20 protein-coding genes and 1 pseudogene are annotated in these 23,884 nt (G+C 58.1%); 9 read left to right on the forward strand and 12 right to left on the reverse strand.

Features of this window, described 5'->3' with window-relative positions; genetic code table 11:
- Positions 1-13: 13 nt before the first annotated feature.
- Positions 14-904 (reverse strand): VWA domain-containing protein, encoded by an 891-nt coding sequence (locus VGK48_18425; protein ID HEY2383156.1) that lies wholly within the window; start codon positions 902-904, stop codon positions 14-16.
- Between VGK48_18425 and VGK48_18430 the strand changes: the two genes are divergently transcribed.
- The gene (locus tag VGK48_18430) at positions 882-1,715 is read left to right on the forward strand and encodes a hypothetical protein (GenBank protein HEY2383157.1); all 834 of its coding nucleotides are present in this window, start codon (positions 882-884) and stop codon (positions 1,713-1,715) included. The genes VGK48_18425 and VGK48_18430 overlap by 23 nt on opposite strands.
- A 48-nt stretch (positions 1,716-1,763) precedes the next feature.
- Here the strand turns inward: VGK48_18430 and VGK48_18435 are convergent, their stop codons facing one another.
- The gene (locus VGK48_18435) at positions 1,764-3,011 is read right to left on the reverse strand and encodes an Npt1/Npt2 family nucleotide transporter (GenBank protein ID HEY2383158.1); all 1,248 of its coding nucleotides are present in this window, start codon (positions 3,009-3,011) and stop codon (positions 1,764-1,766) included.
- A 468-nt stretch (positions 3,012-3,479) separates the two neighbouring features.
- Here VGK48_18435 and mgtA point away from each other — a divergent pair, with 468 nt between their 5' ends.
- From mgtA to VGK48_18450, 3 genes are all read left to right on the forward strand, one after another.
- Positions 3,480-6,215 (forward strand): magnesium-translocating P-type ATPase, encoded by a 2,736-nt coding sequence (mgtA, locus tag VGK48_18440; protein HEY2383159.1) that lies wholly within the window; start codon positions 3,480-3,482, stop codon positions 6,213-6,215.
- Between the two features lie 226 nt (positions 6,216-6,441).
- Positions 6,442-7,110: a GNAT family acetyltransferase gene (locus VGK48_18445; protein HEY2383160.1), complete on the forward strand. Its 669-nt coding sequence runs from the start codon at positions 6,442-6,444 to the stop codon at positions 7,108-7,110.
- A gap of 12 nt (positions 7,111-7,122) precedes the next feature.
- Entirely contained in the window at positions 7,123-7,590 is a 468-nt protein-coding gene (locus tag VGK48_18450) for a PaaI family thioesterase (GenBank protein ID HEY2383161.1), read from the forward strand.
- A 10-nt stretch (positions 7,591-7,600) separates the two neighbouring features.
- Here the strand turns inward: VGK48_18450 and VGK48_18455 are convergent, their stop codons facing one another.
- A complete protein-coding gene (locus VGK48_18455) occupies positions 7,601-7,990 on the reverse strand; it encodes a hypothetical protein (GenBank protein ID HEY2383162.1) in 390 nt (129 codons plus the stop codon).
- A gap of 71 nt (positions 7,991-8,061) precedes the next feature.
- On the opposite strand from VGK48_18455, the gene VGK48_18460 reads away from it, so the two are divergent.
- Complete coding sequence (locus tag VGK48_18460; GenBank protein HEY2383163.1) at positions 8,062-8,541, forward strand: tRNA (cytidine(34)-2'-O)-methyltransferase; 480 nt, start codon at positions 8,062-8,064, stop codon at positions 8,539-8,541.
- On the opposite strand, the gene VGK48_18465 is transcribed toward VGK48_18460, so the two are convergent.
- Complete coding sequence (locus tag VGK48_18465; GenBank protein ID HEY2383164.1) at positions 8,526-9,353, reverse strand: 50S ribosomal protein L11 methyltransferase; 828 nt, start codon at positions 9,351-9,353, stop codon at positions 8,526-8,528. The genes VGK48_18460 and VGK48_18465 overlap by 16 nt on opposite strands.
- A 395-nt stretch (positions 9,354-9,748) precedes the next feature.
- On the opposite strand from VGK48_18465, the gene VGK48_18470 reads away from it, so the two are divergent.
- Positions 9,749-10,594 carry a TIGR03435 family protein gene (locus VGK48_18470; protein ID HEY2383165.1) on the forward strand — a complete coding sequence of 282 codons (846 nt, stop codon included), beginning with the start codon at positions 9,749-9,751 and terminating at the stop codon, positions 10,592-10,594.
- A 181-nt stretch (positions 10,595-10,775) separates the two neighbouring features.
- The gene (locus VGK48_18475) at positions 10,776-11,408 is read left to right on the forward strand and encodes a class I SAM-dependent methyltransferase (GenBank protein HEY2383166.1); all 633 of its coding nucleotides are present in this window, start codon (positions 10,776-10,778) and stop codon (positions 11,406-11,408) included.
- Positions 11,409-11,588: 180 nt separating this feature from the next.
- Here VGK48_18475 and VGK48_18480 read toward each other — a convergent pair.
- The 5 genes and pseudogenes from VGK48_18480 to VGK48_18500 form a co-directional block, all read right to left on the reverse strand.
- A pseudogene (locus VGK48_18480) lies at positions 11,589-13,649 on the reverse strand (xanthine dehydrogenase family protein molybdopterin-binding subunit).
- Positions 13,646-14,635, reverse strand: a complete 990-nt coding sequence (locus VGK48_18485; GenBank protein HEY2383167.1) for a xanthine dehydrogenase family protein subunit M — start codon at positions 14,633-14,635, stop codon at positions 13,646-13,648. The pseudogene VGK48_18480 and the gene VGK48_18485 overlap by 4 nt, the downstream one beginning before the upstream one ends.
- A 9-nt stretch (positions 14,636-14,644) precedes the next feature.
- Complete coding sequence (locus tag VGK48_18490; GenBank protein HEY2383168.1) at positions 14,645-15,262, reverse strand: 2Fe-2S iron-sulfur cluster-binding protein; 618 nt, start codon at positions 15,260-15,262, stop codon at positions 14,645-14,647.
- 153 nt (positions 15,263-15,415) lie between these two features.
- Positions 15,416-16,864, reverse strand: a complete 1,449-nt coding sequence (locus VGK48_18495; GenBank protein HEY2383169.1) for a glycosyltransferase family 39 protein — start codon at positions 16,862-16,864, stop codon at positions 15,416-15,418.
- A 54-nt stretch (positions 16,865-16,918) separates the two neighbouring features.
- Positions 16,919-18,067 (reverse strand): hypothetical protein, encoded by a 1,149-nt coding sequence (locus VGK48_18500; protein ID HEY2383170.1) that lies wholly within the window; start codon positions 18,065-18,067, stop codon positions 16,919-16,921.
- Positions 18,068-18,179: 112 nt separating this feature from the next.
- Here VGK48_18500 and VGK48_18505 point away from each other — a divergent pair, with 112 nt between their 5' ends.
- Positions 18,180-19,691 carry an aldehyde dehydrogenase family protein gene (locus tag VGK48_18505; protein ID HEY2383171.1) on the forward strand — a complete coding sequence of 504 codons (1,512 nt, stop codon included), beginning with the start codon at positions 18,180-18,182 and terminating at the stop codon, positions 19,689-19,691.
- A 24-nt stretch (positions 19,692-19,715) separates the two neighbouring features.
- On the opposite strand, the gene VGK48_18510 is transcribed toward VGK48_18505, so the two are convergent.
- The 3 genes from VGK48_18510 to VGK48_18520 form a co-directional block, all read right to left on the reverse strand.
- Complete coding sequence (locus tag VGK48_18510) at positions 19,716-20,300, reverse strand: nuclear transport factor 2 family protein (protein HEY2383172.1); 585 nt, start codon at positions 20,298-20,300, stop codon at positions 19,716-19,718.
- A 56-nt stretch (positions 20,301-20,356) separates the two neighbouring features.
- The gene (locus VGK48_18515) at positions 20,357-21,016 is read right to left on the reverse strand and encodes a dihydrofolate reductase family protein (GenBank protein HEY2383173.1); all 660 of its coding nucleotides are present in this window, start codon (positions 21,014-21,016) and stop codon (positions 20,357-20,359) included.
- 80 nt (positions 21,017-21,096) lie between these two features.
- Positions 21,097-21,561, reverse strand: a complete 465-nt coding sequence (locus VGK48_18520) for a hypothetical protein (GenBank protein HEY2383174.1) — start codon at positions 21,559-21,561, stop codon at positions 21,097-21,099.
- A 344-nt stretch (positions 21,562-21,905) separates the two neighbouring features.
- Between VGK48_18520 and VGK48_18525 the strand changes: the two genes are divergently transcribed.
- The gene (locus VGK48_18525; GenBank protein ID HEY2383175.1) at positions 21,906-23,402 is read left to right on the forward strand and encodes an amidohydrolase family protein; all 1,497 of its coding nucleotides are present in this window, start codon (positions 21,906-21,908) and stop codon (positions 23,400-23,402) included.
- Positions 23,403-23,884 lie beyond the last annotated feature (482 nt).

A 23,884-nucleotide genomic window follows, 5' to 3' on the forward strand; every position in this document is an offset into this window, starting at 1 on the left:
CTTAACTTTCTGTTTATCCCGTCGCGGCGTAGTATCCCGTTTTGGCCCGCACCTTCAGAGGCGGCAAGCCCTTCGGCGGATCGACGTCGACGTGGATTTCACGCCAGGTTCCATCCTTGGCCTGGTTCGTCGACCGGTAACCCAGCAGGTACTGGTTCTTCAATTCGATCGCAATTCTCGTGCAGATATCGGAAAGCTGGTTGGGTGAACTCGGAAAGAAGGCGCGCCCTCCGGTCGTTTCGACAAGGTCCCGGATCGTCGTTTGGCCTCTCGTGGTGCCGATCAAGCCGATGGCGTAGATCTGGACATCTTGATGGCGCGTGAACTCCCGGATATCCGGGAACGAGTAGTGACTGTTGTTGTCTTCGCCGTCGGTGATAATCAGGAGCGCTTTTTTCGTGTTTCTTCCGCTCTTGATTTTCTCGAGTCCCATCTGCACGGCGTCGAACAGCGGTGTCAGCCCGTGCGCCGAAGCCGAGAAAATCCGCTTTTCCAGGCGCGCCAGATCGGTCGTGAAATCCTCGATGAGGGTCGGTGTATCGCTGAATTCCACTAGAAAATACTCGTCGCGGGGATTACTGGTTTTGAGGAAGGCGGTTGCGGCGTCGCGTGCCGCGGGGAACTTATCCACCATGCTGCCCGTTGCGTCGAAGATGAGTCCGACGCTGACCGGCAGATCTTCGACCGAGAAATATTCGACCTTCTGTTCGACGCCGTCTTCCAGCAAGCGGAAATTCGGGCGGTCCAGGCCGGCGACGAGGCGGTTATTCATGTCGGACACCGTCGCATTGACCAGGACAAGATTGACGTCAACTTTGAGCGTTTCGTTCTGGGCTTTGAGGGCCGGGCGGTAGCATAATAAGGGAACCAGGGAGAGGACTATGATTACGACCGCTTTCCTCATTATGCAGTTCATTATCTCCGCAAAAGCGGGATTGGTGAATGCCGTTGATGGTACAGCAAACGTCCGGGTTCAGGAACAGGTTGCTGTCGGCGAGCCGATTCAGACCGGACCTTCGTCGCGGGTGGAAGTTCTCTTGAATCCGAGTACGTTCTTGCGGGTGGACGAAAATTCAGAGGTTGTGCTCGACTCTGTCGATCTGGCCAATGTGCAGGTTCGGATTATCTCCGGCTCCGCCATTGTCGACTGCGGCGCCGTCGAGAAAAATAGCCCGATCCAGGTCACAGATGGTACCGAGACTCTCTCGATCTCCCAACCCGGCACATACCGCTTTCCGGACGGCGCAGCCGCGCCTCAGCTTGAAGATTGGAACCAGCAGCGTTCCGGAGAAATTGCCGCGGCCAACGCCAGGTCGGCGGATACGGACGCCGCGCTGAACCATCCGGGATTCCCGGATCAAGGATATCCGTACGGAACGCCCTATGGAACGCCGTACTATCCCGGCCCGGCGTGGCCCAATAGTTTAATCATGCCGGGTATCGGCGCACCCCTTGGAGCTTTCTCCTATTTTTCGCCGTACGGCGGATATGGTTTCTATCAGCCGTTCATAAACACTGCTCCGATTGTCTTGTTTAGGCCCGTCATCCGGCCTCTGCCTCGTCCTGTGGTTCGTCCTGGAGTTCGTCCGCTGCCGGTGCTGACACCGCGTCCGACGGTGCCGGTTTCGCGTCCGACGCTTATTCCATCGGGTCCGCGGGGCCCGGTACGTCCTGCCGGCGCCGGACACGTTGCTGTCGCGCACGGTCACAGATAAAAAGGGGAAGGAACATATTGCAATGTTGCAATATGTTCTTTGCCTCTTTTAGGCGGCCAGCGGGGTTTCTTTATCAGGAGCTGTTTCTGCCTTCTGCTTTCTTCTCAAACGCAGGATCGCGACCACGACGCCCAACCAGATAAGCACCGACAGGGCATCCACCACGGCGAAACTCCGGATTCCGAAAGCGAGACGCGTCCCAGTAAACACCAGCAGGGCGGAGAAGCCGTCGCCGGCCCGGGCGAAGAAGCTGTCGATCGCCAGCTTTGCCTTGTATTTCGCTTCGCGGCTTGTCCGAAGGAACAAAGCATTCCGCGCGGTATTTTGAATCGAGTAGTCGGCGCTGTTCTCGGCGATCTTCGCAATACGGATGAAACTCAGGATCGGGACAAATGCAAGGATGCTGTAGCCGCCAAGCGCGATCACCGGCAGACAGAAGAGCGCGGCGCCGATACCCATGTATTTCATCACGCGCGACACGGCGAACATCTGGATGGCGGCGCTCACCAGGTTTACCCAGAAGTAAAAGTCGGCATAGAATTCGCCGATGTACGCCTCGGCAGTGATGTGACCACCGCTCGCTGCTGCGATCGCGACAGCGTGCTGGGCCACTGTTTTTCCGAGGATGAACTCGCCCGTCGTCTTGGCGAAGTTCGACAGCAACACCAGGACGGCGATCAGCAGCAGGTAACGCTGTTTGAACACCAGTTGAAATCCGCCCGCCGCTCCGATGGGTTGCTGCGCGACATGGGCCTGCGATCGGGTCTTGTTCTTCTCCCGATAGTGAACCCAGTTGGTCAGGATCATGCAAACGCCCAGCATCGCCGCAGTGACCAGCATCATTAAATAAGGGCCGAGCGGTTTGAACATCCAGCCCGCGGCCTGAGCTCCGAAGATGGCTCCGACCGAGCTGCCGATACCGACGATCGCGAACAGCCGTTTCCCCTGCTCCTGGGTGTAGATATCGTTGGCGAACGACCAGAATTGGGCCACGATCATCAGGTTGAACAGCCCGACCCAGAGGAAGAAAACGACGCCGATCGAGAACTTCATCCGGCCCGCCAGATAGAACAGCGCAAGATTCGATATGAAAAACGCCGTCACACCATTGATCAGGTGCAAACGATTCAGCCGGGTTGCGATCGCGCTGTAGGCGGGAACGATCAGGATCAACAGCAGCGCCTGGCCGGCGCCGGCGTAGCTCTTGATCTCGGCGCCGGCGCCACCCAGGATCAGCGCTTCACGCACGGGTTTGATGATGTAGTAAGCCGTCAGAAGAGTGAAGACATTCGCCATGAGAAGCAGAGCGGTTAATCCTTCCCCCGGTTGGACGGGCGCGAAAAGAGACAAGCTCCGCTCCAGAATGTTCGGACGTTTCCCCACGCTCTTGCATGTGCAAGTCGCCTGCCAATCGCTGGAACCGCTTCTTGATTTAAGGGTTCCGGACCGTTTGTGGCGTGTGTTACTGTGGTGTTACGAAGAGGTTTTGGAAATTTTGTCACCAGTTTGCAACCTCTGAGTGCAACGCCAGCAAAGGATTTATGGACGACGGATCATCTTTTAAGGAGCCTCCGGGTAGATGGAAGGCTCCGTACTTCCGCGGAATAGCGCGCAGGAAGTGATAACCCGCACGGCTCGCTAGCCTCGCCTGTTTATCGCCTCCACTCGCTGATCTCCGGAAGCGGGTGAGTGGCGGCCTCCGCCGGTAATCCGGCAATCGGTTCGCACTCCTCCTTTTTAATATTCAATTCCGATGTGGGCCTGATGATTAAGGAAACAACCGCCCAGATTACGCCCCCGAAGCCGGCCGCCAGGAAACCGGAGGTAAAGCGGTCTGCCCGCAAGACCTCCGGCGTTTCCGAACTGCTGATCGAGGCTTCAAAGGCGGACGTTCAGGGCGCTCTCAGCCTGACGGACACCACCCTCCGCGGCCTGTCATACGAACAGGTTCAGGAGCGGCGCGAAGAGTTTGGGCTCAACGAAGTCAGCCACGAAAAGCCTCCCGCCTGGTACGTGCAGTTGATGCATGCCTTCATGAATCCGTTTATCGGCGTGCTGGTGGCGCTGTGTATCGTCTCGTTCGTAACGGATGTCGTTCAAGCGAAGCCGGAAGACCGCTCTTATAAAGAGATCATCGTCCTGTTGGCCATGGTGGGCATCAGCGCGCTGCTTCGTTTCTGGCAGGAGTACCGCTCGACTCAGGCGGCGGAAGCTCTCAAAGCGATGGTGCGGACGACAGCCTCCGTCGTCCGCGAGGCGGAAGAGAGGGTGCAAGAGATCCCGATGGAAGAGCTCGTCCGCGGCGACATCGTGCGATTGTCGGCCGGAGACATGATTCCGGCGGATGTGCGACTGCTGACCTCGAAAGACCTGTTCATCAGTCAGGCCGTGCTTACCGGCGAGTCCATCCCTGTCGAGAAGTATGACACGCTGGGCGCGCTGGTTCAGAAATCGGCGGGAGATGGAATCGACCAGGTCGCGAGCCCGCTCGAGCTTGGAAACGTCGGCTTTATGGGGACGAACGTGGTGAGCGGCTCGGCCACGGCGATCGTCGTCGCGACCGGCGACGACACCTATTTCGGCTCGATGGCGAAGGAAATTGTGGGCCGCAGGCGGGCGCTCACCAGCTTCGATATCGGCATCAATAAAGTCAGCTGGCTGCTCATCCGCTTCATGTTCGTGATGGTTCCGATCGTTTTCCTGATCAACGGCATCGACAAGCATGACTGGAAACAGGCATTTTTATTCGCAGTCTCGATCGCCGTCGGCCTGACGCCGGAAATGCTGCCGATGATTGTGACCGCCAACCTGGCCCGGGGCGCCGTCGCGATGTCGCGCCGCAAAGCCATCGTTAAGCGGCTGAACTCGATCCAGAATTTCGGCGCAATGGATATTTTGTGCACCGATAAAACCGGAACCCTGACGCAGGACAAGATCGTCCTCGAGCAGCATTACGACATTCACGGCAACAGCGATGAGCAGGTGCTCGATTATGCCTGGCTGAACAGCTTCCATCAGACCGGTCTGAAGAACGTGCTGGATCGCGCGGTCCTGGAATACGGCGGTACGCAGGGCGTCTCGCAGCGGTTGCGCGAATACCGGAAGATCGACGAGATCCCGTTCGATTTTGCGCGCCGCCGCATGTCCGTCGTGGTGAGAAACGGCGGCACGCACAATCTCCTGATCTGCAAAGGCGCCGTGGACGAAGTTCTCAGCGTCTGCACCGACGCCGATGAAAACGGCGGCCGCGAAGGCGGCATCGTCCCGATGACTCCGGAGTTGAGCGAGACGGTTCATAGCTTCACGACGGACCTTGCCGAAGAAGGCCTCCGGGTTCTCGCCGTGGCTTATAAGTGGATGCCCGCCGAAGACCGCGCCTACGGCCTTTCCGACGAAAACGAGATGGTGCTGACGGGCTTTATCGCCTTGCTCGATCCTCCAAAGGAGTCGGCGAAGGAAGCGATAGCCGCGCTCGGGCAGCACGGAATCGCCGTGAAAATCATCACCGGCGACAACGAAGTCGTGACCCGCAAGATCTGCAAGTACGTTGAACTTCAGATCCAGGGCGTTCTGCTCGGCAAGGAGGTCGAAGCGCTGTCCGACGCGCAACTCGTCGACAAGGCGAAGACCACAAATATCTTCGCCAAGATGTCGCCGATTCAAAAATCGCGCGTTATACGCGCGCTTCAAGGCGATGGCCATACGGTTGGTTACCTCGGTGACGGCATCAACGACGCGCCCGCATTGCGGGACGCGGATGTCGGAATTTCCGTCGACACGGCCGTCGACATCGCGAAAGAGTCCGCCGACATCATCCTGCTCGAGAAAAGCCTGATGGTTCTAGAGGAAGGCGTGCTCGAAGGACGCCGCACGTTCGGCAACATCATCAAGTACATCAAGATGACGGCGAGCTCGAACTTCGGAAATGTTTTCAGCGTCCTGGCGGCAAGCGCCTTTCTGCCGTTTCTGCCCATGCTGCCGATCCATCTGCTCGTTCAGAATCTGTTGTACGACATTTCGCAGATTTCCATTCCGTGGGACCGCATGGACGACGAATACCTGCGGCAGCCGCGCAAGTGGGAAGCCGGCGGGATCGCGCGCTTCATGATTTTCATCGGCCCGATCAGTTCGATTTTCGATATCACGACGTACTGCCTCCTGTGGTACGTGTTCGGCTTCAATACCGCCGCGCGTCAGTCCTTTTTCCACTCGGGCTGGTTCATTGAAGGCCTGTTATCGCAGACGCTGATCGTTCACATGATCCGAACCCAGAAAATTCCGTTCATCCAGAGCGTGGCGGCGACACCCGTGATGCTGCTCACTCTCGCGATCATGGCCATCGGCGTTTACATTCCGTTTTCGCCTCTCGGAGCGAATATCGCGCTCTCGCCGCTGCCGGGACGTTATTTCCTGTGGTTGACTCTGACGCTGCTTTGCTACTGCGGACTCATTCAAATCGTGAAGCGCTGGTACATGCGGCGCTTCAATCAGTGGTTGTGAGCTCCGGAATTGAGCCGCGCAGCGGCGGCACTTGCTTTAACTCCCGCCTGACTCAGGCGATGACGCGGATGCCGCAGATGGAACGTATTAACAGAGTGTTCTTTCGTTCCATCTGCGGCATCCGCGTCATCTGCGGCTAGCTGAGAGTTCTCCCCGCCGGTATTCCTCTAATCCATGTGTTTCAGCGGTTTGCGACCCGGCAGCCCGCTTGCTTCTAGCCTGAGGAATGAATTTGCTGCGGATCTACCGTTCGGTTTGCAGGACCGCTCGTAACCACGGCAGCTGGCCCGCGCTGTACGACGTGGTCATGCGGACGACAAACCGGTGGATTTATTACAAAAACCTTCAGTGTCTGATTGTCGAAAGCATCAATACACGGTCTTTCGATTTGCCGCCGGGCTTTCGATTCCTCCGATTGGAAGAGCAGGCGCTGCTGGACTTTTCGAAGGATCCGGCAAACGAACTGCGTCCGGACTTTGTCCGCTACGCATTGGCCAAAGGCGATGAATGTTATGGCATTTTCGAAGGAGACCAGCTGGCCAACTACGGCTGGTATTCCCGAAAACCGACCCTGATGGATAACGAGGAACTGTTCCTTCATTTCGATCCGCAGATCGTCTACATGTACAAAGGATTCACTCTGGATCGTTATCGCGGCTTGCGCCTCCACGCGATCAGCAAGACGCGCGCTCTCGCCGAATTCCTGTCGCGCGGCTCGAGGGGGATGGTCTTTTACATCGAGTCCAACAACTTCAACTCCATCAAGTCGGCTTATCGGATGGGCGCGCGCGACTGCGGGCGGATTCGGGTCGTGCGGCTGATGGGACGATACATCGTTCGCGTGCAATCCGGATGCCGGCAATACGGCCTCACGCTGAATCCGAATCCCGCCTAGAATCAAGAGTGCATGACTGCGATTCAGGATCTCTACCCCGAAGACGTGGCCCATTGTTTCGGTTGCGGACGCAGTAATCCGCAGGGGCATCAGCTGAAGAGTTATCCCGAAGGCGGCGAAGTCGTCGCCCATTTCACGCCGGGGCCGGCCTACACATCGCTTCCGGGTTTTGTGTACGGCGGCTTGCTGGCGTCTCTGGTCGATTGCCATGCCATGGCGACCGCAGCCGCTGCGGATCTTGCCGGAATGCCAGTCGATTCCGTTGCGCCGCGATATGTGACCGGCGCGCTGCGGGTCGATTATCTCAAGCCGACTCCACTTGGAGTCGAACTTGAAATTAGAGGCCGGGTTAAAGAGCAGAGCGAGAAAAAGAAGGTCGTGGAACTGACAGTCTCCGCCGCGGGAACCGTCACCGTACGCGGGGAAGCAGTAGCAGTCCGTATGCCGAGGAGCATGGAGCAGCCTCCGCCAAAGGCGTGATCGGGCATGTCTAAGAATGGAGAGAACGGTTTCCAGGCATTCGTTCTTCGTGGATGTCGGTAACGTCTCGAACGTCCCGGATGTCGCGAATATCTTCCTTCGACGAGCGAGCGCGCTGCCAGGTGACATACGCGACGGCGGCGGTCCAGGTCGGGAAGAGGTCGAGGCCGGGAACCAGTTCGGCAAGCAGCGTCGGTATGAATGCCCAGTGCCAGCCCAAGATACCTGAGAGAATCGCCGCCGCAGCGACGTCGACAAGGGTATCCGCCGGCGAGAGGCCGCCAAAAGCAAACAACGGCAGCCCGATTATCTGAATTGCATCCGCCGCAATCGCCACGGTCCACGCCATGCGCACGTCGCGGGAACGGACCAGCTGCTGGAATATCTGGGTCAGGCGCATTTATCATCAGAATACACCGCTTTGGCCTTGTGCCTCTTGTGCTTTTTGTGGTTTCGTTCCGTTTACCGGCAATGGCAACGCATGTCGTGCTCGTGCATCCCGAAATTCACTGGAACACCGGAAACGCGGGCCGGACATGCCTCGCCGCCGGCGCGATTCTCCACCTCATCCAACCGCTCGGGTTTTCGCTCAACGAACGTCAGGTGAAGCGGGCCGGCCTCGACTACTGGGAACATGTCGAGCCGCGGGTGTGGCCGGCCTGGGATGCGTTTGAGCGCGAACTTCCGTCACTGGGCGTTCCGTACTTCTTCTCGGCGAAGGCCAGGCGGCTTCTTTGGGATGTGCCGTTCGGCGATCCGGAAAATGTCGTTCTCATTTTCGGTGGTGAAACCGCCGGCCTGCCGCAGGACCTGCACGAGCGCTACGCCGGCAGCTTCGTTGGAATGCCTGTCCTATCGTCTCATGTCCGCTCACTCAATCTTTCAACGGCTGTGGCCATCGCGGTTTATGAGGTCCTCCGGCAGCGGCGGCAACCTCACCACGAGGCCTGAAATACGAGGACCGTCCATCCGCTGCGCGTACCCGAACGGATATGCCGCATTCCCAACCGCAGGTACGCGAAGCGCACCTCGGATTCGAGGGACTCCGGGATGCCGGAGAGAATGAGCCGGCCGCGGCCGCCTACGCGCCGAACGAGAATCGGCGCTATCTCGACCAGCGGAGCGGCGAGCACGTTTGCCACGACGAGCGGCCAGGTCCCTTCGACAGCATCCGGTCCGCCTGGGAGAAGGTGCAGGCGGTCCGCCAGATGATTCAGTCGCGCATGCTTCGCCGCGATCCTCAGCGCATCGGCGTCTATGTCGATGCCGGTCGCGCGTGGCACTCCCATCATCAGCGCGGCCAACGCCAGCACGCCCGAACCTGTGCCGACATCGAGCACGCTTTCTGAAACGTCAATGGCCAGCGCTTCCTCGATCGCCTCGATGCAGAGCGCCGTCGTTGGATGATGTCCGGTTCCGAAGGCGGTGGAATCGGTCAATCGAAGGGCGCCCGGCGGAGCGCAAGCGCGATAGCGCGCAGCCGTAAATAGCGGAGCAGGACCTTCCTGTGGAGCGATCACAATGCCCGCGATACGAACCGCCCGCGGACTCAGCAGCCAGACCGACCCGTTGTCGCGTGCAACCGCGCGGGACACGGCCACGCCGGCCAGACCCAATGCGCCGGCTACATCGCCCGGCCTTACTCTGTCCGGCAGGATGGCTGCGATTCCGCCATGAACCGCCTCGATATCGAGCGCGCCCAGCTGAATCAGCCGGTCCAGCGCGTCGTCAGGCGGGATCGGGATGTCGATTCGATAGGGCATAGCGGCCTTCAAATTGTATCGTCGCGGGCTCGCCGGGCCACACGTAAAGGCCCGTATCCCGTCCTTCGAGGAAGGAGGCTTTTCACAAACAGTCCGTGCAGTGGACATTCCCCGCCTTTTCAAGGCGGGGTGCCCGAGCGACCAAACGTTAGAACGCTCGGGCGGGGCGGTTATTAACGAACCGCGAAGCGCACCTATTTTGTTTGAACTTACTAACCGCCCCGCCTGCGCCGCTAAGGAACCGGATCATTTTGTTAATGGCGCAGCCTCCCCGCCTTTGAAAGGCGGGGAGTGTCCATCTCACCGACTGCCTTGTTCCAGATTGTTCCAATTCATCACATCTTCGCGTCAGATCAACCTTCCGGCATCCTTTATATATAGGTTACTCTTGGTTGATGGAAGCCGTGCGAATCCTGGTATTTGCCTTTCTTGTCTTTACTTTTCCGCAATCCACCCGTCCTTCATTCGATGTGGCGGCGATCAAACGCGACACCTCGGCCGAGGGAAACGCCAGCATTGCCGCCCAGCCGGGCGGTCGTTTTGTGGCTTCCCGGATCGCGCTTCGGCGGGTGATTCAGTTTGCATACCGGGACAATCAGGAATTCATCGGCGGTCCCGACTGGCTCGATACCGACCGCTGGGACATCGAAGCGAAGGCGCCGGACGGGACCGTCCTTCCGCGCGCAGGCGTCCTGGATATCGCCACTCCCGACACCATCGCGCTGATGGTGCAATCCCTGCTGGAGGACCGCTTCAAGTTAAAGGCTCACAAAGAAATGCGGGACCTTCCTTTATATGAATTGAGGGTTGCCAAGGGCGGCTCGAAAGTGAAGGCTTCGGACGATCAGACTCCGCCCGAAGCCTTGCTCGGCGGTGGCGGCGGAGGCGGCGGCCGTCGCGGCGGCGGAGTACCCCGCGGCGGCATACGAATGGGAAGAGGCGATCTCGAAGGTCAAGCCATGTCGATGTCGATTTTTGCGACAGCTCTCGGCGCCCTTTATGCCGGCCGTCCCGTCGTCGATCAGACCGGGCTGAAGGGTTTATACGACATTCGGCTTCAATGGACTCCTGACCCGGGATTGAACGCCAACATCGGTCCCGGCGGCCCGGTGCCGGCAGCTCCCGCGGGTCCGTCTCTCTTCAACGCTCTCGACGAGCAACTGGGCCTCCGCCTGGAATCGGCCAAAGGCCCGCTGCCCGTTCTCGTGATCGACAGTATCCAGCGCCCGTCGGAAAACTAAGCGGGGGCAGGGACCTGATCTGTCTGTCCACCTCGGCATGGTTGCATCATGTCATCAACTTTGACTGCAGTGATCTGGATCTAGTTCCGGTTTCAAGGGAGGGCTGCGCCATAAACTAAATCCCGTTTCCAAATGGCGCACCCTTTCTTGGAGTACTGCGTAACCTGCTATCCTGGGCTCCATGAGTCATTCCGACGGAGACATTCCTCCAGGCGTCGATTTCCTATCCGAACAGGCCGCGAAGCAATGGGCAGAAGAAGCGGAGGCAAAGCTCCCGTCGCGAATCAATTTTTTCGCTGCCTTTGCGGACGCAATTATGGAACGGAGGTCCGCGATCCGTCAGGCCCTTGAAATCGGCAGCGGCCCCGGATTTTTAGCGGAATACATTTTGTCGCGCTGCGCCGGGATTGAGCGCTATACGCTGCTCGACTTCTCGCCGACGATGCTCGAGCTGAGCCGCAAACGGCTTCAGGTGTTTGGCGACCGTGTCGCGTATCTACAAGTGGATTTTAAGCAGGCGGCGTGGGCGGACAAGGTTGGCGCTGCTTATGATTGCATTCTCACCATGCAAGCCGTCCATGAATTGCGTCACAAACGGCATGCCTTGAAGTTTTATGGGGAGTGCCGTCGTCTGCTCAAGAAAGACGGGCTTCTTTTGGTTTGTGACCACCTTCCTAAAACGGATTCCGGGCGGGATCGGGCATTGTTCATGACTGAGGTAGAACAGCTGGACGCAATACAATCAGCGGGCTTCAGTCATGTCGAGATGCTCTTTCAAACGACTGAAAGACTTGCCTGCCGGGCGATTGAGTAGTGGATAGGTGCTTTATCGTGCTTTATAAGCGAACCGCGAAGGGGACCCTTTTTCCTGTCGGAGATTACTAACCGCCCCGTCTGCGCCGCTAAGGAACGGGACCTTTTCATTAGTGGCGCAGCCACCCCGCCTTGGAAAAGCGGGGAATGTGAGCACCCGTCACCAAGAAGTATTACAAAATCAGACTCTACCCGAAAGTTTGTCGGGCGTAATCGGCAAGTCGCGGACTCTCTTCCCGGTGGCATGGAAGACGGCGTTGGCGATGGCGGCTCCGGTGCCTGTGATTCCGATTTCGCCGATGCCGCGGGCGCCGAGCCGGTCCACATGCGTGTCAGGAACACCGATGGCGGAGACCTGGATATCGCCAATGTCCGCATTCACAGGTACGTGATATTCGCTGAGATTTGCGTTCAAGATCCGGCCCGTGTGCGGATCGACGTGAGTCGCCTCATGCAACGCGAGGCTGATGCCCCACACGATACCGCCGATGAATTGGCTTTTCGCGGTCTTCTCGTTGATGAGCCTGCCGACGTCATAGACGGCGACGACTCGCCGGACCCGAATAACACCCAGCGCCGGATCGCAGGCGACTTCAGCGAATATCGCTCCGAAGGAGTGCGGCGAAAATCTCTTCTTGAGATCAGGGTTCGGTTCGACCTTGGCCGTCGCCTCGAAGGGCGGTGTGTTGTTCTTCATCCTCGTCCGAACCTGCAGAGCAGCCTCATACACGGCCGGTGTCACGCTGGCCGTCGTCATGGAACCGGCGGAGATCGGCGCTTCGGGCAGATTCGTGTCGCCGATAACGACATCGATTTTGTCGGGTGACATTTCGAGGGCTTCGGCGGCAACCTGCGCAAGGATTGTGTAGGTGCCGCCACCGATCTCGTGTGTACCCGTTGCGACCAGGGCACGCCCGTCCGGCTTGATTCGAACCAGTGCCTGCGCAGGCCTCCTGTTGGCCGGATATGTTTCCGTCGCCATACCCCAGCCGATCAGCCAGGGGCCATCCTGCATCGAACGAGGGTGGCCGTTCCGCTTCGCCCAGCCGAATTGTTCAGCCGCTTATGTGTAACAGTCGCGCAGGTGTTTTCCGGTGAAAGGCAATTGTGTTTGAGGATCGGCTTCGGCGTAATTCACCAGACGCAGCTGAAGCGGATCCATATTCAGCGAATACGCCAGTTCGTCCATAGCGACTTCGAGCGCGTAGGTTCCGGTCGCGACACCGGGCGCCCGCATATACGTCGGAGTGCCGAGATTGAGAGAGACCAGCCGGGAGGTTGTGGACACGTTCGGACACGAATACATCACGCGCGTCGGGAACGCGGACGATTCCAGATAGTCCTCGAGAAACGACGTATTCGCGTAGACTTCATGCCATATGGCCGTAAGCTTGCCTTCACGCGTCGCGCCGAGGACGATCCGCTGCTGGGTACGCGGCCGCGCACCCACCGGCCCGAACATTTGCGGGCGTTCGAGAACGAGCTTGACCGGCCTGTTGATCTGTCTGGCCGCCATCGCGGCAAGCACGGTATGCGACCACACTTCGCCTTTGCAGCCAAACGCCCCGCCCACGAACCGGGTAATCACGCGGACGTTGTCTTCCGGTATCGCGAAGATCTTCGCCAGTGTTTTCCTGTGGCCGCTGATATTTTGTGTGGTGTCGTAGACGGTAAGACGATCCCCGTTCCAATGCGCGATCGTGGCGTGCGGCTCCATCGGATTGTGATGTTGAATCGGCGTCGTGTATATCTGATCGACGATCACATCCGCCTCGCTACCGAGCCCTTTTGTGACATTGCCGAAGCTGAGGTCTCCGGGCTCTCCGTTATGCGTTCCCGGATGTGCGTTGGCGAAGCCGGCCTTGAAGTCCATGTGCGGAGTGGACGGACGATAATTGACCCGTAGAAGTTCCGCCGCATGCTGCGCCTGCTCCAGAGTCTCGGCGACAACGACCGCAATCGGCTGATTGTTGTAATGCACCGCGTTGTCCTGGAGTAAAGACAGCCGTTTTTCCGGCTCGGGCGCCTTCGGACCGGCGAAGGGAGTCAGTACCGCGAGGACGCCCTTTTGAGTGTTCGCCGCGGATGTATCGATGCTTTCGATGCGTCCGGAGGGAATGGTGCTCTGGACCATGACGGCATAAGCGATATCGGGGATCTGGAACTCGGCAGTATAGGTCGCCTGACCGGTGACCTTGGCTTTTCCATCGATGCGGGACAGGGGAAGGCCGATCGTGTTCATGCCAGACCTCCGGCAATGTGCAGAGCGCGAACAATGGCCTCGCGGGTCATATCTACTTTGAATTTGTTGAAAGTGTATGGTTTCGCGCCTTGAACGGCGCGCCGGGCCGCGCTTTCGAAAACCGCTAGACTTGCTGTGGCACCGGCAAGCGATTGTTCGGCGGACCTGGCGCGCCATGGCTTATGTGCCACGCCACCAAGCGCGATCCGGGCGCTGCGGATGCGGTTGCCCTCGAGTTCCAGCGCGGCAGCCACCGAGATCAGAGCGAACGCGTAGCTGGCGCGATCCCGCACTTTTAGGTAATGAGAGTGGGCGGCGTATGGAGAGGGAGGAAGATCGATCGAAAGGATCAGTTCGTCGGGCTGCAGCACCGTGTCCAGCCACGGCGAGTCGCCCGGTAACCTGTGGAATCTCCCCATCGGAATCCAGCGCTGGCCGTGAGCGCTGCGCACACGGATGGTGGCATCCAGAGCCGCGAGAGCCACGCACATATCGGACGGGTGAGTGGCAATGCACGACTTGCTCGCGCCGAAAATGGCATGGATTCGATTAAACCCGTCGATGGCGCCGCAGCCGCTTCCGGGCGCACGCTTGTTGCATTCCGGAGATCCGGTATCCATGAAGTAATAACAGCGCGTTCGCTGTAGAAGGTTGCCCGCGTTGGTCGCCTGGTTTCGCAATTGCGGTGATGCGCCGGAGAGAATGGCCTGGCTGAGAAGCGGGTAGTTCGAACGCACGAGCGGGTGGGCCGCCGTGTCGCTGTTTCGCGCGACGGCGCCCAGGCGGAGGCCGCCGTCGGGCAGTGCCTCGATCGCGTTCAACGGCAGCCGGTTGATGTCGACCAGGCGCGTGGGTGTTTCGACGCTGCCTTTCATGAGATCGACAAGGTTTGTGCCGCCGGCTAGAAATCTGGTGTGATTGGGACGGACAACAGACTGGACCGCGTCGTCGGCGGTGCTGACGCGCTCGTATTCGAAAGGATTCATGACATCTCCTCAGGTCTGTCTGTAACTGGCGCGAACGGCTTCGACGATACCCGGGTAGGCGCCGCACCGGCAGATGTTGCCGCTCATGCGCTCGCGAATCTCATCGGTCGTCAGTTCGATGGCTTTGGGATGCGCCAGATCCGGCGTTACAACGCTAGGTACGCCGCGGCGCACCTCACTCAGAAGGCCGATCGCGGAACATATCTGTCCGGATGTGCAGTATCCGCACTGCAAGCCGTCGTATTCGATGAATGCGGATTGTACGGGATGCAAGTCGTCGCCGCCGGCCACGCCTTCGATGGTCGTCACCTTGTCGCCATGGTGTACCGCGGCCAGCGACAGGCAGCTATTGCTCCGGCGGCCGTTAACCAGAACCGTGCACGCACCGCACTGTCCGTGATCACAGCCTTTCTTTGTTCCGGTAAGCGCAAGGTGTTCGCGAAGAAGATCCAGGAGGGTCGTCCGCGGATCGATCGTGAGGTTGTAATCCTGTTCATTGATCGTCAGATCCAGAGGAACACCGTTTTGCACCGCAGCGCCCGCTTCCTCCGGCAGGACAGGAACGCCGATTACCATCGCTCCGGTCAGAACACCCGCAGTTTTCACAAAGTCACGGCGCGTTGCCATGTGTGTCGCCTCCCGAGGATCTGGGACTGAACAGCAACTGGCGCGCCGCTGCGCGTGATTCTATTTCCACCGTGTTATCGCTTCGATGTGGTCCTCAAGGACGGTCGAGTGGAATCTGAGGGGGGCGAGGGAGAGGAAAAATGCCAAACGTCATCAAGCGGCCTGGAGCGAAAAAACGATAAAGCCTTGCGGATCGGTTTCTTCATGATAACCGTGCGTGCGTAAAAACTGAGCGTAGGCCGGGAGCAGGGTCAGGCGTCCCGATACAATAACGATCAGGACCGGACGGAAGGCTTCCGTGTCTATTTCCAGCCGATCCTCGGTTAAAAGTCTGTTTTGAATCCGAAGGATCGAGGTGTCGACCAGGTCTGGTGGTGTGTCCCGGTTGGCCAGATAAAGGACAATCGGGTCATCAACCACTACATAGTCTCCAGGGCGGCTGTGCTGATCAATGCTGGAAGCGGCTGCCTGCAGGGCTTGATCATACCTGTCGGCAGCCGGACTGATAATGGATTGCAAGGTATTCTGCTGCAGGGAGACTCGAAAGACAATCCAAACGAGTACGAAAAACAGCCCCACCGCGGCCAACCTGGTGGTGGATCGTTTGCACAATTCCTGCACGGCAATGCTCGCTGCCAACGTGCAGGGTAGAATGAAAAACACCAGGTGGTGACGGAAAAGAGCCGTATACACGCTGAAAGCGGCCACAGTGGTCAATAACCAGACCAGACTCAGAATCAAGAAGAGCCCGCGGGTGGTTGCGATTTTACCAGGGCGTATCCAGGCTAAGCCAAGTAAGGCAAGAAGAATCACCGGCCACTCATCCTTGATAAGCCCCGCGCGCAAGCCTGCAGTCCAGTCCTGCAAACGAGGACCAACAGTATGGATTCGGATTCCCACGGTATCGACGTAGAACCTGTGCAGCTCGTTCGCAGGGACAGCCAGCAATAAAATAACGGCAGGGAAGAGCGCAAAGACGATGATGTTCAGGCTGTATTTCCAGCCACGGATTGGCGTGGCCAAAAGAAAATAACCGGCCAGAACCGCTATAAAAATGGGGTTCACCTTCAGGAGCAAGCTCATACCGAAAAAAAGACCGGAGACGTAAATCTGCAACCGCTTGCCGGTGTGATGGAATTGAAGCAGAAAGTAGAAGGAGGCAAAGGAAAAGGCGGTCCACGGAATATCGATTTGAAAAGTACGGGACACCGCAAGAACAGTAGTGTTCACGGCAAGGTAAGCTGCGGTGAAAACGGCGGCGCTTCGGCCAACGTGCTGATCCACTAATCGGTAGGCAAAGTAGATGATGGCAAGGCTGCACAGCACCGGAAAAAGACGAAGGGCAACGAGGCTCGGAGAGACTCTGTAAAACAGTTCAGATATGTAAATGAAAAGTGGTCCTTGCGAGCTAAAAGTCTGCGAAATCAGGGGAAAGCCATGCGCGACAGAGCGGACAGTCGCGGTATAGATGCCCTCGTCAAAATCGCCAAACGGAAAGCGCAGCGATAGTAACCGGAGCGTGATCGCAACGGCAAAGATGAGCAAGAACAGAAGGTTAGAGTAAATCTGATTCAGGAAATATTGAAGCCGGCCTCCGGGCATACGGCAGTATAACGAGTTGTCCAAATCGCAGGACAACTGTTTGACCGTTTGACCTTACTTTCCTGCCCTGGCAAGCATCAGCAACAAGGCGGAGGCCGCTTCCGCCTTGTTCACGTTGCAATGTCCATACGCGACGGCAGGAATCTCCGTCAATTCCGCGGAACTGCCTTTCGCCTGGGCCTTCGCCGCGTATAAGAGCTCCTGCCGGAAAGGTATGATCGGATCCGCTATCGTATGGAGCGTGACTAGAGGGTCGTGAAGTATCCCGGTGGTTTCATACGGGCTGAGATTCACCGGACTCTCCGCGAAGCGGGCGACCATGGCATTCATTCTGGCGTCGTTTAAAGACCCATGATACACACGTGACAGGTTGCCGTAGGGATTGCCATTCAAAGTTGCTATTGCATCGTTGGTGGCAAACACGTTGTACCACAAGGCACCGGTGATGGACTCGCCGACGGTTGACGTCGTCAAGCCGACGGGAATATCGGCTGCGAGTAATAGTTGCAGCGTCGCCAACGGGTTTGCGGCAAGAGCCTTCAGCACGTTCGGTTCATAAACGGTGAACCAGTTCTGCTGGAGGGCAGGCGGAATCGAAATGGCGCTTTCGCCCGGTGTGCCGGTTTTCAAGACGCCCGGGAAGAAGTAGTCGAACAGGACACGGACGTCGCCAAAATAGTTGATCTGCTGCTGAAAACTGCCGATGGGTCCGCAAACGGCCACGGCGCCGCTGTAGAGCGCCGATTGGGTTTCGAGTGATTTGGCTGCAACCAGCCCGCCCTCCGATGCGCCGGTTATGAAATACTTTCCTGCCGGAATGCCGAGGGCCTTGAGGACGTCAGCAAGTCCTGCCGTGTCCTGTACACCCTCGGGGATCGACAAGCCGTTTCTGGAAAAACTGGAGGCCGCAAACCCGAAGCCAAAACTGTTCACCAGCCCTGGAAGGCTGGTGCCGTCCGGCAAAACCAACTGCGATAACCATGCGTTTGCGGGGGATCCCTGCGCCACATACCCATGCGCAAAGAAGATCATTTCACCGTTATAGCAATTCGCCGGTGATGGCATGCTGAGCACATACTGAGCCGGACCATCCGCTCCAGCGTAAATGCCGCTCACGGGAGTGGCGCTCGAGCATGGAGCCGCATATAGACTAACCCGCAGCGGGAAGATCAGGATTGCCAGAAAGCAAACGAGTTTGCGCATCGGAACCGCCTTTCTGCGTGGAGAGTAATTGCCGGCCTGAGCATACCCGATTCGAATTCGTTTGTTCAGATATACTTCTGTAACTGTTTTTAAAGCCGGGAGGATCGGAAATATGAGAGAAGCCACAAATGTGCTTGAGTTCGCGGACCTGCGTCCGGCGGTCCGGGAGTTCATCGCGAAGCCCCGGAGACTTTACATCGATGGCCGGTGGGTGGAGGCTGCTTCGGGTAAGACCTTCAGCACGATTGATCCAGCCAGTGAAGAGGTGATCTGCGAGGTTGCCGAAGGTGATCGGGAAGATGTAGATCGTGCTGCGAAGGCAGCGCACAAGGCCTTTTATGAAGGCGAATGGTCGCGGATGCTACCGGCGGTTCGTGAATCGTTGTTGCTCAAGTGGGCCGAGTTGGTGGAAGCCAACGCCGATATGCTGGCGGAATTGGAATCGCTGGACAACGGCAAGCTGGTGATGTACGCGAAGATGATCGACGTACCGGCCAGCGTGCAGTTGATCCGTTACTATGCCGGCTGGGCCACCAAGATCGGGGGCGTGACGGCTAACGTCTCGATCGGCATTCCCAACACGGAATTTCACGCCTACACTCTTCGTCAGCCCGTCGGCGTCGTCGGTCAGATCATTCCCTGGAATTTTCCGCTCGTGATGGCGGCTCTGAAACTGGCGCCGGCACTGGCCTGTGGTTGTACCAGCATTCTCAAGCCGGCCGAACAAACACCCTTGAGCGCGATTCGTCTGGTGGAACTGGCTGAGGAAGCAGGCATTCCCAAAGGCGTGATCAATCTGATCACGGGTTTCGGCGAAACCGCAGGGCAGGCCATTGTCGAGCATCCGCTCGTTCGAAAAGTTGCCTTCACCGGTTCCACAAGCGTCGGCAAGCAAGTCGGCAAGCTCGCGATGGACAGTCTGAAGCGCGTGTCGTTGGAACTGGGAGGCAAGAGCCCGGTAATCATCGCCAGGGACGCTAATCTCGACGAGGCCATCGCCGGCGCCGCCAACGCCATCTTCGTCAATCAAGGCCAGGTTTGCGTGGCGGGCTCCCGCTTGTTCGTGGAAGAGCCCATCTTTGACGAAGTGATGAGCGGGATGAAGGAAATTGCGGGTTCCATGAAACTCGGCGGCGGCCGCGATCCCGACTCGCAGATGGGACCGTTGGTCAGCAAGGAACAACACGAGCGCGTTCTCGGCTACATTGAGCGCGGGATTCGCGAAGGCGGTGAAGTGCTTACCGGCGGCGGCAGACACGCCGGCAAGGGTTACTTTGTGCAACCGACCATCTTCAAGAATTGCAGCTCCGCGTCCACCGTATATAAGGAAGAAATCTTCGGCCCCGTGCTGGTCGCAAACAGCTTTAAGAACGCCGACGACATCGCCGCGCAGGCGAACGACACGGTCTACGGTCTGGCTGCCAGCGTTTGGACCCAGAATTTGAGCCTCGCCCATCGTCTGGCTAAACGGATCGAAGCCGGTACGGTCTGGGTGAACTGCCACCACCTGATCGATCCGGCGCTGCCTTTCGGCGGTTTCAAGCAGAGCGGCATCGGCCGTGAACAGGCGGCCGACGGAATAGAGTTGTATACCGAAACAAAATCCGTCTTGATGCGAATATAAAAGTTGTCCCGCGAATCTTGAAGGTCAGTGTGGGGTGATGGCCTTTCCCGTCACGGCGATATGGATGAGCAATGCCTGCCAGTCGGCGCCATTCTTCTTGAACGTCATGGTAACGGTTCCGTTGATTTCGTTTGGAGATGCGGTGGACTGTCCGCGAGGCGTGACATTTTCTTTCAGGTTGTAGTTGAAAGCCGCCCAGGCAATGTCTCCGGTCTCAGCGACTTTCAAGGGGCTCAGTCCTCTGCCGCCAAGGACGGTCAGCGTTTTGGGTCCGGTACCGGTCAGTTTTGTAATCCAGAGCCCGACCGGGTCGAAATGGCCATCCTCATCGACCAGCACGGCATCTTCGGTGACCATTTTCTGCAGAGCCGCCGCATCCTGCTTATTAACGGCGTCGGTAAACTTCGTGACCATGTCGGCGATCGGGCCGGTGGCGGGAGGAGCCGGTGTGCCGCGTCCGCCGCGCCGGGCGCCAGAACCAGCCCCGGCCCCGCCTGGAGCCGAATTGCCGCCCGGCTCACGCTGACCAACGGCCGCAGGTGCCTGCGCTATCGCCGCGGCGGCAAATACCGCCATGGCCATGATGAATACAAGAACGGATCTCTTCATATTGCTCCTTGTCCGGATTTCCCGGGAAGCGATTCTTCCATGGTTATTCTTCGTTTTCAATCTCCGTCAGCCGCGGCCTTGCGCAAAAAGATATGCATGGCGCGTTCGCCCGAGACCTGCTTGAAGCAGTCGTAGCCCAATGCACGCATGTCGATGTTGTGCCAGAGGTGCTCACCTTTACCCAGCAAAACCGGACGAATGGCGAGGTGGAGTTCGTCGACCAATCCGGCCTGAAGATACTGCCGGACGGTGGCTACTCCGCCTCCAAGGCGCACGTCGCGTCCGCTCGCTGCTTCCCGCGCTTGTTCGAGCGCGGCGTGAATTCCGCCTGTAACAAATCGAAACTCTGTTCCACCGGCCATCTTCAAGGTAGGACGTGGATGACGTGTCAGAACAAACACCGGCGTGTGATACGGCGGTTCCTCGCCCCACCATCCTTTCCAACTTTCATCCGGCCATGGGCCTCGCACAGGACCAAACATGTTTCGCCCGAGAATCCAGGCGCCGAAGCCGGCAAAGCCGAGTTCGGCCATCTCGTTATCGATGCCGGTCTCGCCATCCGATTGGCCATGCATGTGGCGCCACACGCGGGTGGGAAAGAACCACTCCATCAACTTTTCGCCGTTAACGCCGAGGGGATGCTGAAGATCCTGGTTTGGTCCGGCGCTATAGCCGTCAATCGAAGCTGCAAAGCTTCGGATGCAAAGTTTTGACACCGTGTGCTCTCCGTTCACGCCGCTTGACGTGAATTGTCGCACGATAGCTTATTTCAGGTTCTTGCCGCCAGTTTCAATCATCAAAAGCGGATCAGCGGACGTCCGACTGTCTCGCCAGGCCACGGAATCGAACCGATGATCGCAACGAGAGCGAGGCCGAAGAAGATAGTTACCATGAGGTGTTTGCGCACATCAGTTGATGCCTTCCGAACCTTAACGCGCCCTATGTGCGCGAGCGCGATACCGACGATCATCCCGGCGATGTGCTCCACGGCCCAGAATCGCAGGTTGGGGTTCGTCATGGCGCCGGCGAAGTTCTGGAACGCAATCTTAGTGAAGGGGCTGAGAAACGCATAGAGCCCCAGTCCAACAAGGAACTGTATATCGAGCGTGGTGATGAAGATTGTCCCCCACATCTCGTCATTCCCCGTCCACGGTCGTCTTCCGATACCGCCCTTGATCGACAGGAACCAGGCCGCCACGCCGCTGACGAGTATTGCCCAGCGCAACAACGAATGAAGCCAGAGCGCCGATGAATAAACCATTAGGGGATTCTATTGTGAGATGGGGCTTTGCGCAAAAGTCGATGAGACGAACATTCCCCGCCTTTCCAAGGCGGGGTGGCTGCGCCATCAATCAATGGGCCCGTTCTTTAGCGGCGCAGACGGGGCGGTTAGTAACTTCAAAACAATAAGGTGCGCTTCGCGGTTCGTTGATAACCGCCCCGCCCGAGCGTTCTAACGTCTGATCGCTCGGGCACCCCGCCTTGAAAAGGCGGGGAATGTCCGTCTCTCCGACTTTTTGTGCAAAGCCTGCGCACACAATCGGCCGAGAGCAAATCGACCTGATAATGCTCTCGCAGTTGTAGAGAAATGAGATAGCCTGAATCATGCATTTCCTGAGCGACGAGGATAAACAAAATCTTTTGCCGGCCGAAGAAGCGTCTTTTCCGGCTCCGGTACCCACCCAGGTGGTCTCGAGCGACGAATATTTACCTCCGCCGCAAACCCGCCAGCAGAAGGAGGTGGAGGCCCGGCTTATCGAACTTGCCGATGGCATCGCGAAAAAGCAGGGAGTCTCCCGCAGGCGATTCTTCCAGACTGCTTCCGGAATGGCGGCTTCCTTCTACATCATGAATCAGGTGTTCGGCGGTCTGTTCGACGTGAGTCTGGCGGAGGCTCAAACTCCGGAAATGGCAAACCAGCGGGCGAAGGCGCTGCGGGGCCAGTTCATCATGGACACGCATACACACTTCCTTCGCGACGACACCCGGCTCACCAGTTTCGTTTCGATGCGCGAGGCTGTGGGCAAAGCCGGATGGAACAAATCCATCGGGGACAAACCCCAAACCATCTACGATCTCAAATACGCCAACTACTTCAAGGAAATATACCTGGACAGCGACACCAAGATCGCGCTGATCAGTAACGCTCCTTCGGAGATTCCGGAGGACTGGTTCCTGACCAACGACATGGTGTTCCAGACGCGCGCGAAAGTGAATGAGAATGCCGGCTCGAAGCGCATGCTGGCTCACTACATCATCACGCCCGGCCAGAAGGGCTGGCTCGAAGGCATTGACCGCGCCATCGAGGTCGGCAAGCCGGATTCCTGGAAGGGGTACACCGTCGGCGACAACACGCACAAGGAACTGAGCACCCATCCCTATCGTCTGGACGACGAGAAATTGATGTATCCGGCGTATGAGAAATTCGCCAGGTCCGGAATCAAGAATGTCTGCATTCATAAGGGGCTTTGGGCTCCCGCCGTGGAAGCGCGATTCCCCAAACTGACCCCGTATGCAAAACCAGACGACGTGGGCAAAGCGGCTAAGGACTGGCCGCAACTCAACTTCATCATTTATCACTCGGCCTATCGCCATATCGGCGGTGATCCGGCAGTGGCGTGGGACGAGTGGGAGAAGGCCGGACGCATTTCCTGGGTCTCCGATCTCGCCGGGATTCCAGGCAAGTACGGCGTCAAGAACGTCTACGCCGACCTGGGACAGGTGATGGCCTACTCCACGGTGGTGAATCCGCGGCTCGCTGCTGCGCTGCTCGGCGTCTTGATCAAGGGGCTCGGCGTGGATCACGTCATCTGGGGTACGGATGCCGTCTGGACGGGCTCGCCGCAATGGCAGATCGAAGGCTTACGCCGGCTGGAGATCCCGGAGGAAATGCAAAAGAAGCACGGCTTCAAGCCGCTGGGAGCTGCCGATGGACCGGTGAAGAATGCCATCTTCGGCCTGAATGTCGCCAGGCTCTACAACTATCCCGTGGAAGCGTTTCAGAAGAGCAAGGATCGCTTCGCCGATCTGCGGACACAATACGAGGAGCAAGGGCCGGCCCGCAGCAATCTCCGGTACGGCTACGTTCCCAAACCGGCTTAGATCGGTCCACGATCAAAACACCGGCGATGTAGACCACGCGGAGAAACCTGGCGAGAACTGATACAGGGCACATGGCTTTGCAACGGAAAAAGGTCACCGAAGGCTCCCGCTGTGCAAAGCCGCGTAACATCACAGAATCTGATCGAACTCTGGGCCGTCTGTAAAGGACCAACGGGTCCATACATCCCGTTTTGCACCGAGGCAGTCCGAGCAGGCCCGTATCTAATTGAACAGTAACGTGAATGTTTCGTTCTCGGCGGCCGCGACCCGTATGGCAGAGAAGCAAACCCCTCTGCAAGCGAGGAGTTTAGAAATGCTGGCTGCAAGACGCGACTGCAAGCGAGGAGTTTAGAAATGCAGGCTGCAGGACGCGACTGCAAGCGAGGAGTTTAGAAATGCAGGCTGCAGGACGCGACTGCAAGCGAGAAATTTAGAAATGCAGGCTGCAGGACGCGACTGCAAGGGAGAAATTTAGAAATGCA

The organism is Terriglobia bacterium (assembly GCA_036496425.1).
Classification (GTDB): domain Bacteria; phylum Acidobacteriota; class Terriglobia; order 20CM-2-55-15; family 20CM-2-55-15; genus 20CM-2-55-15.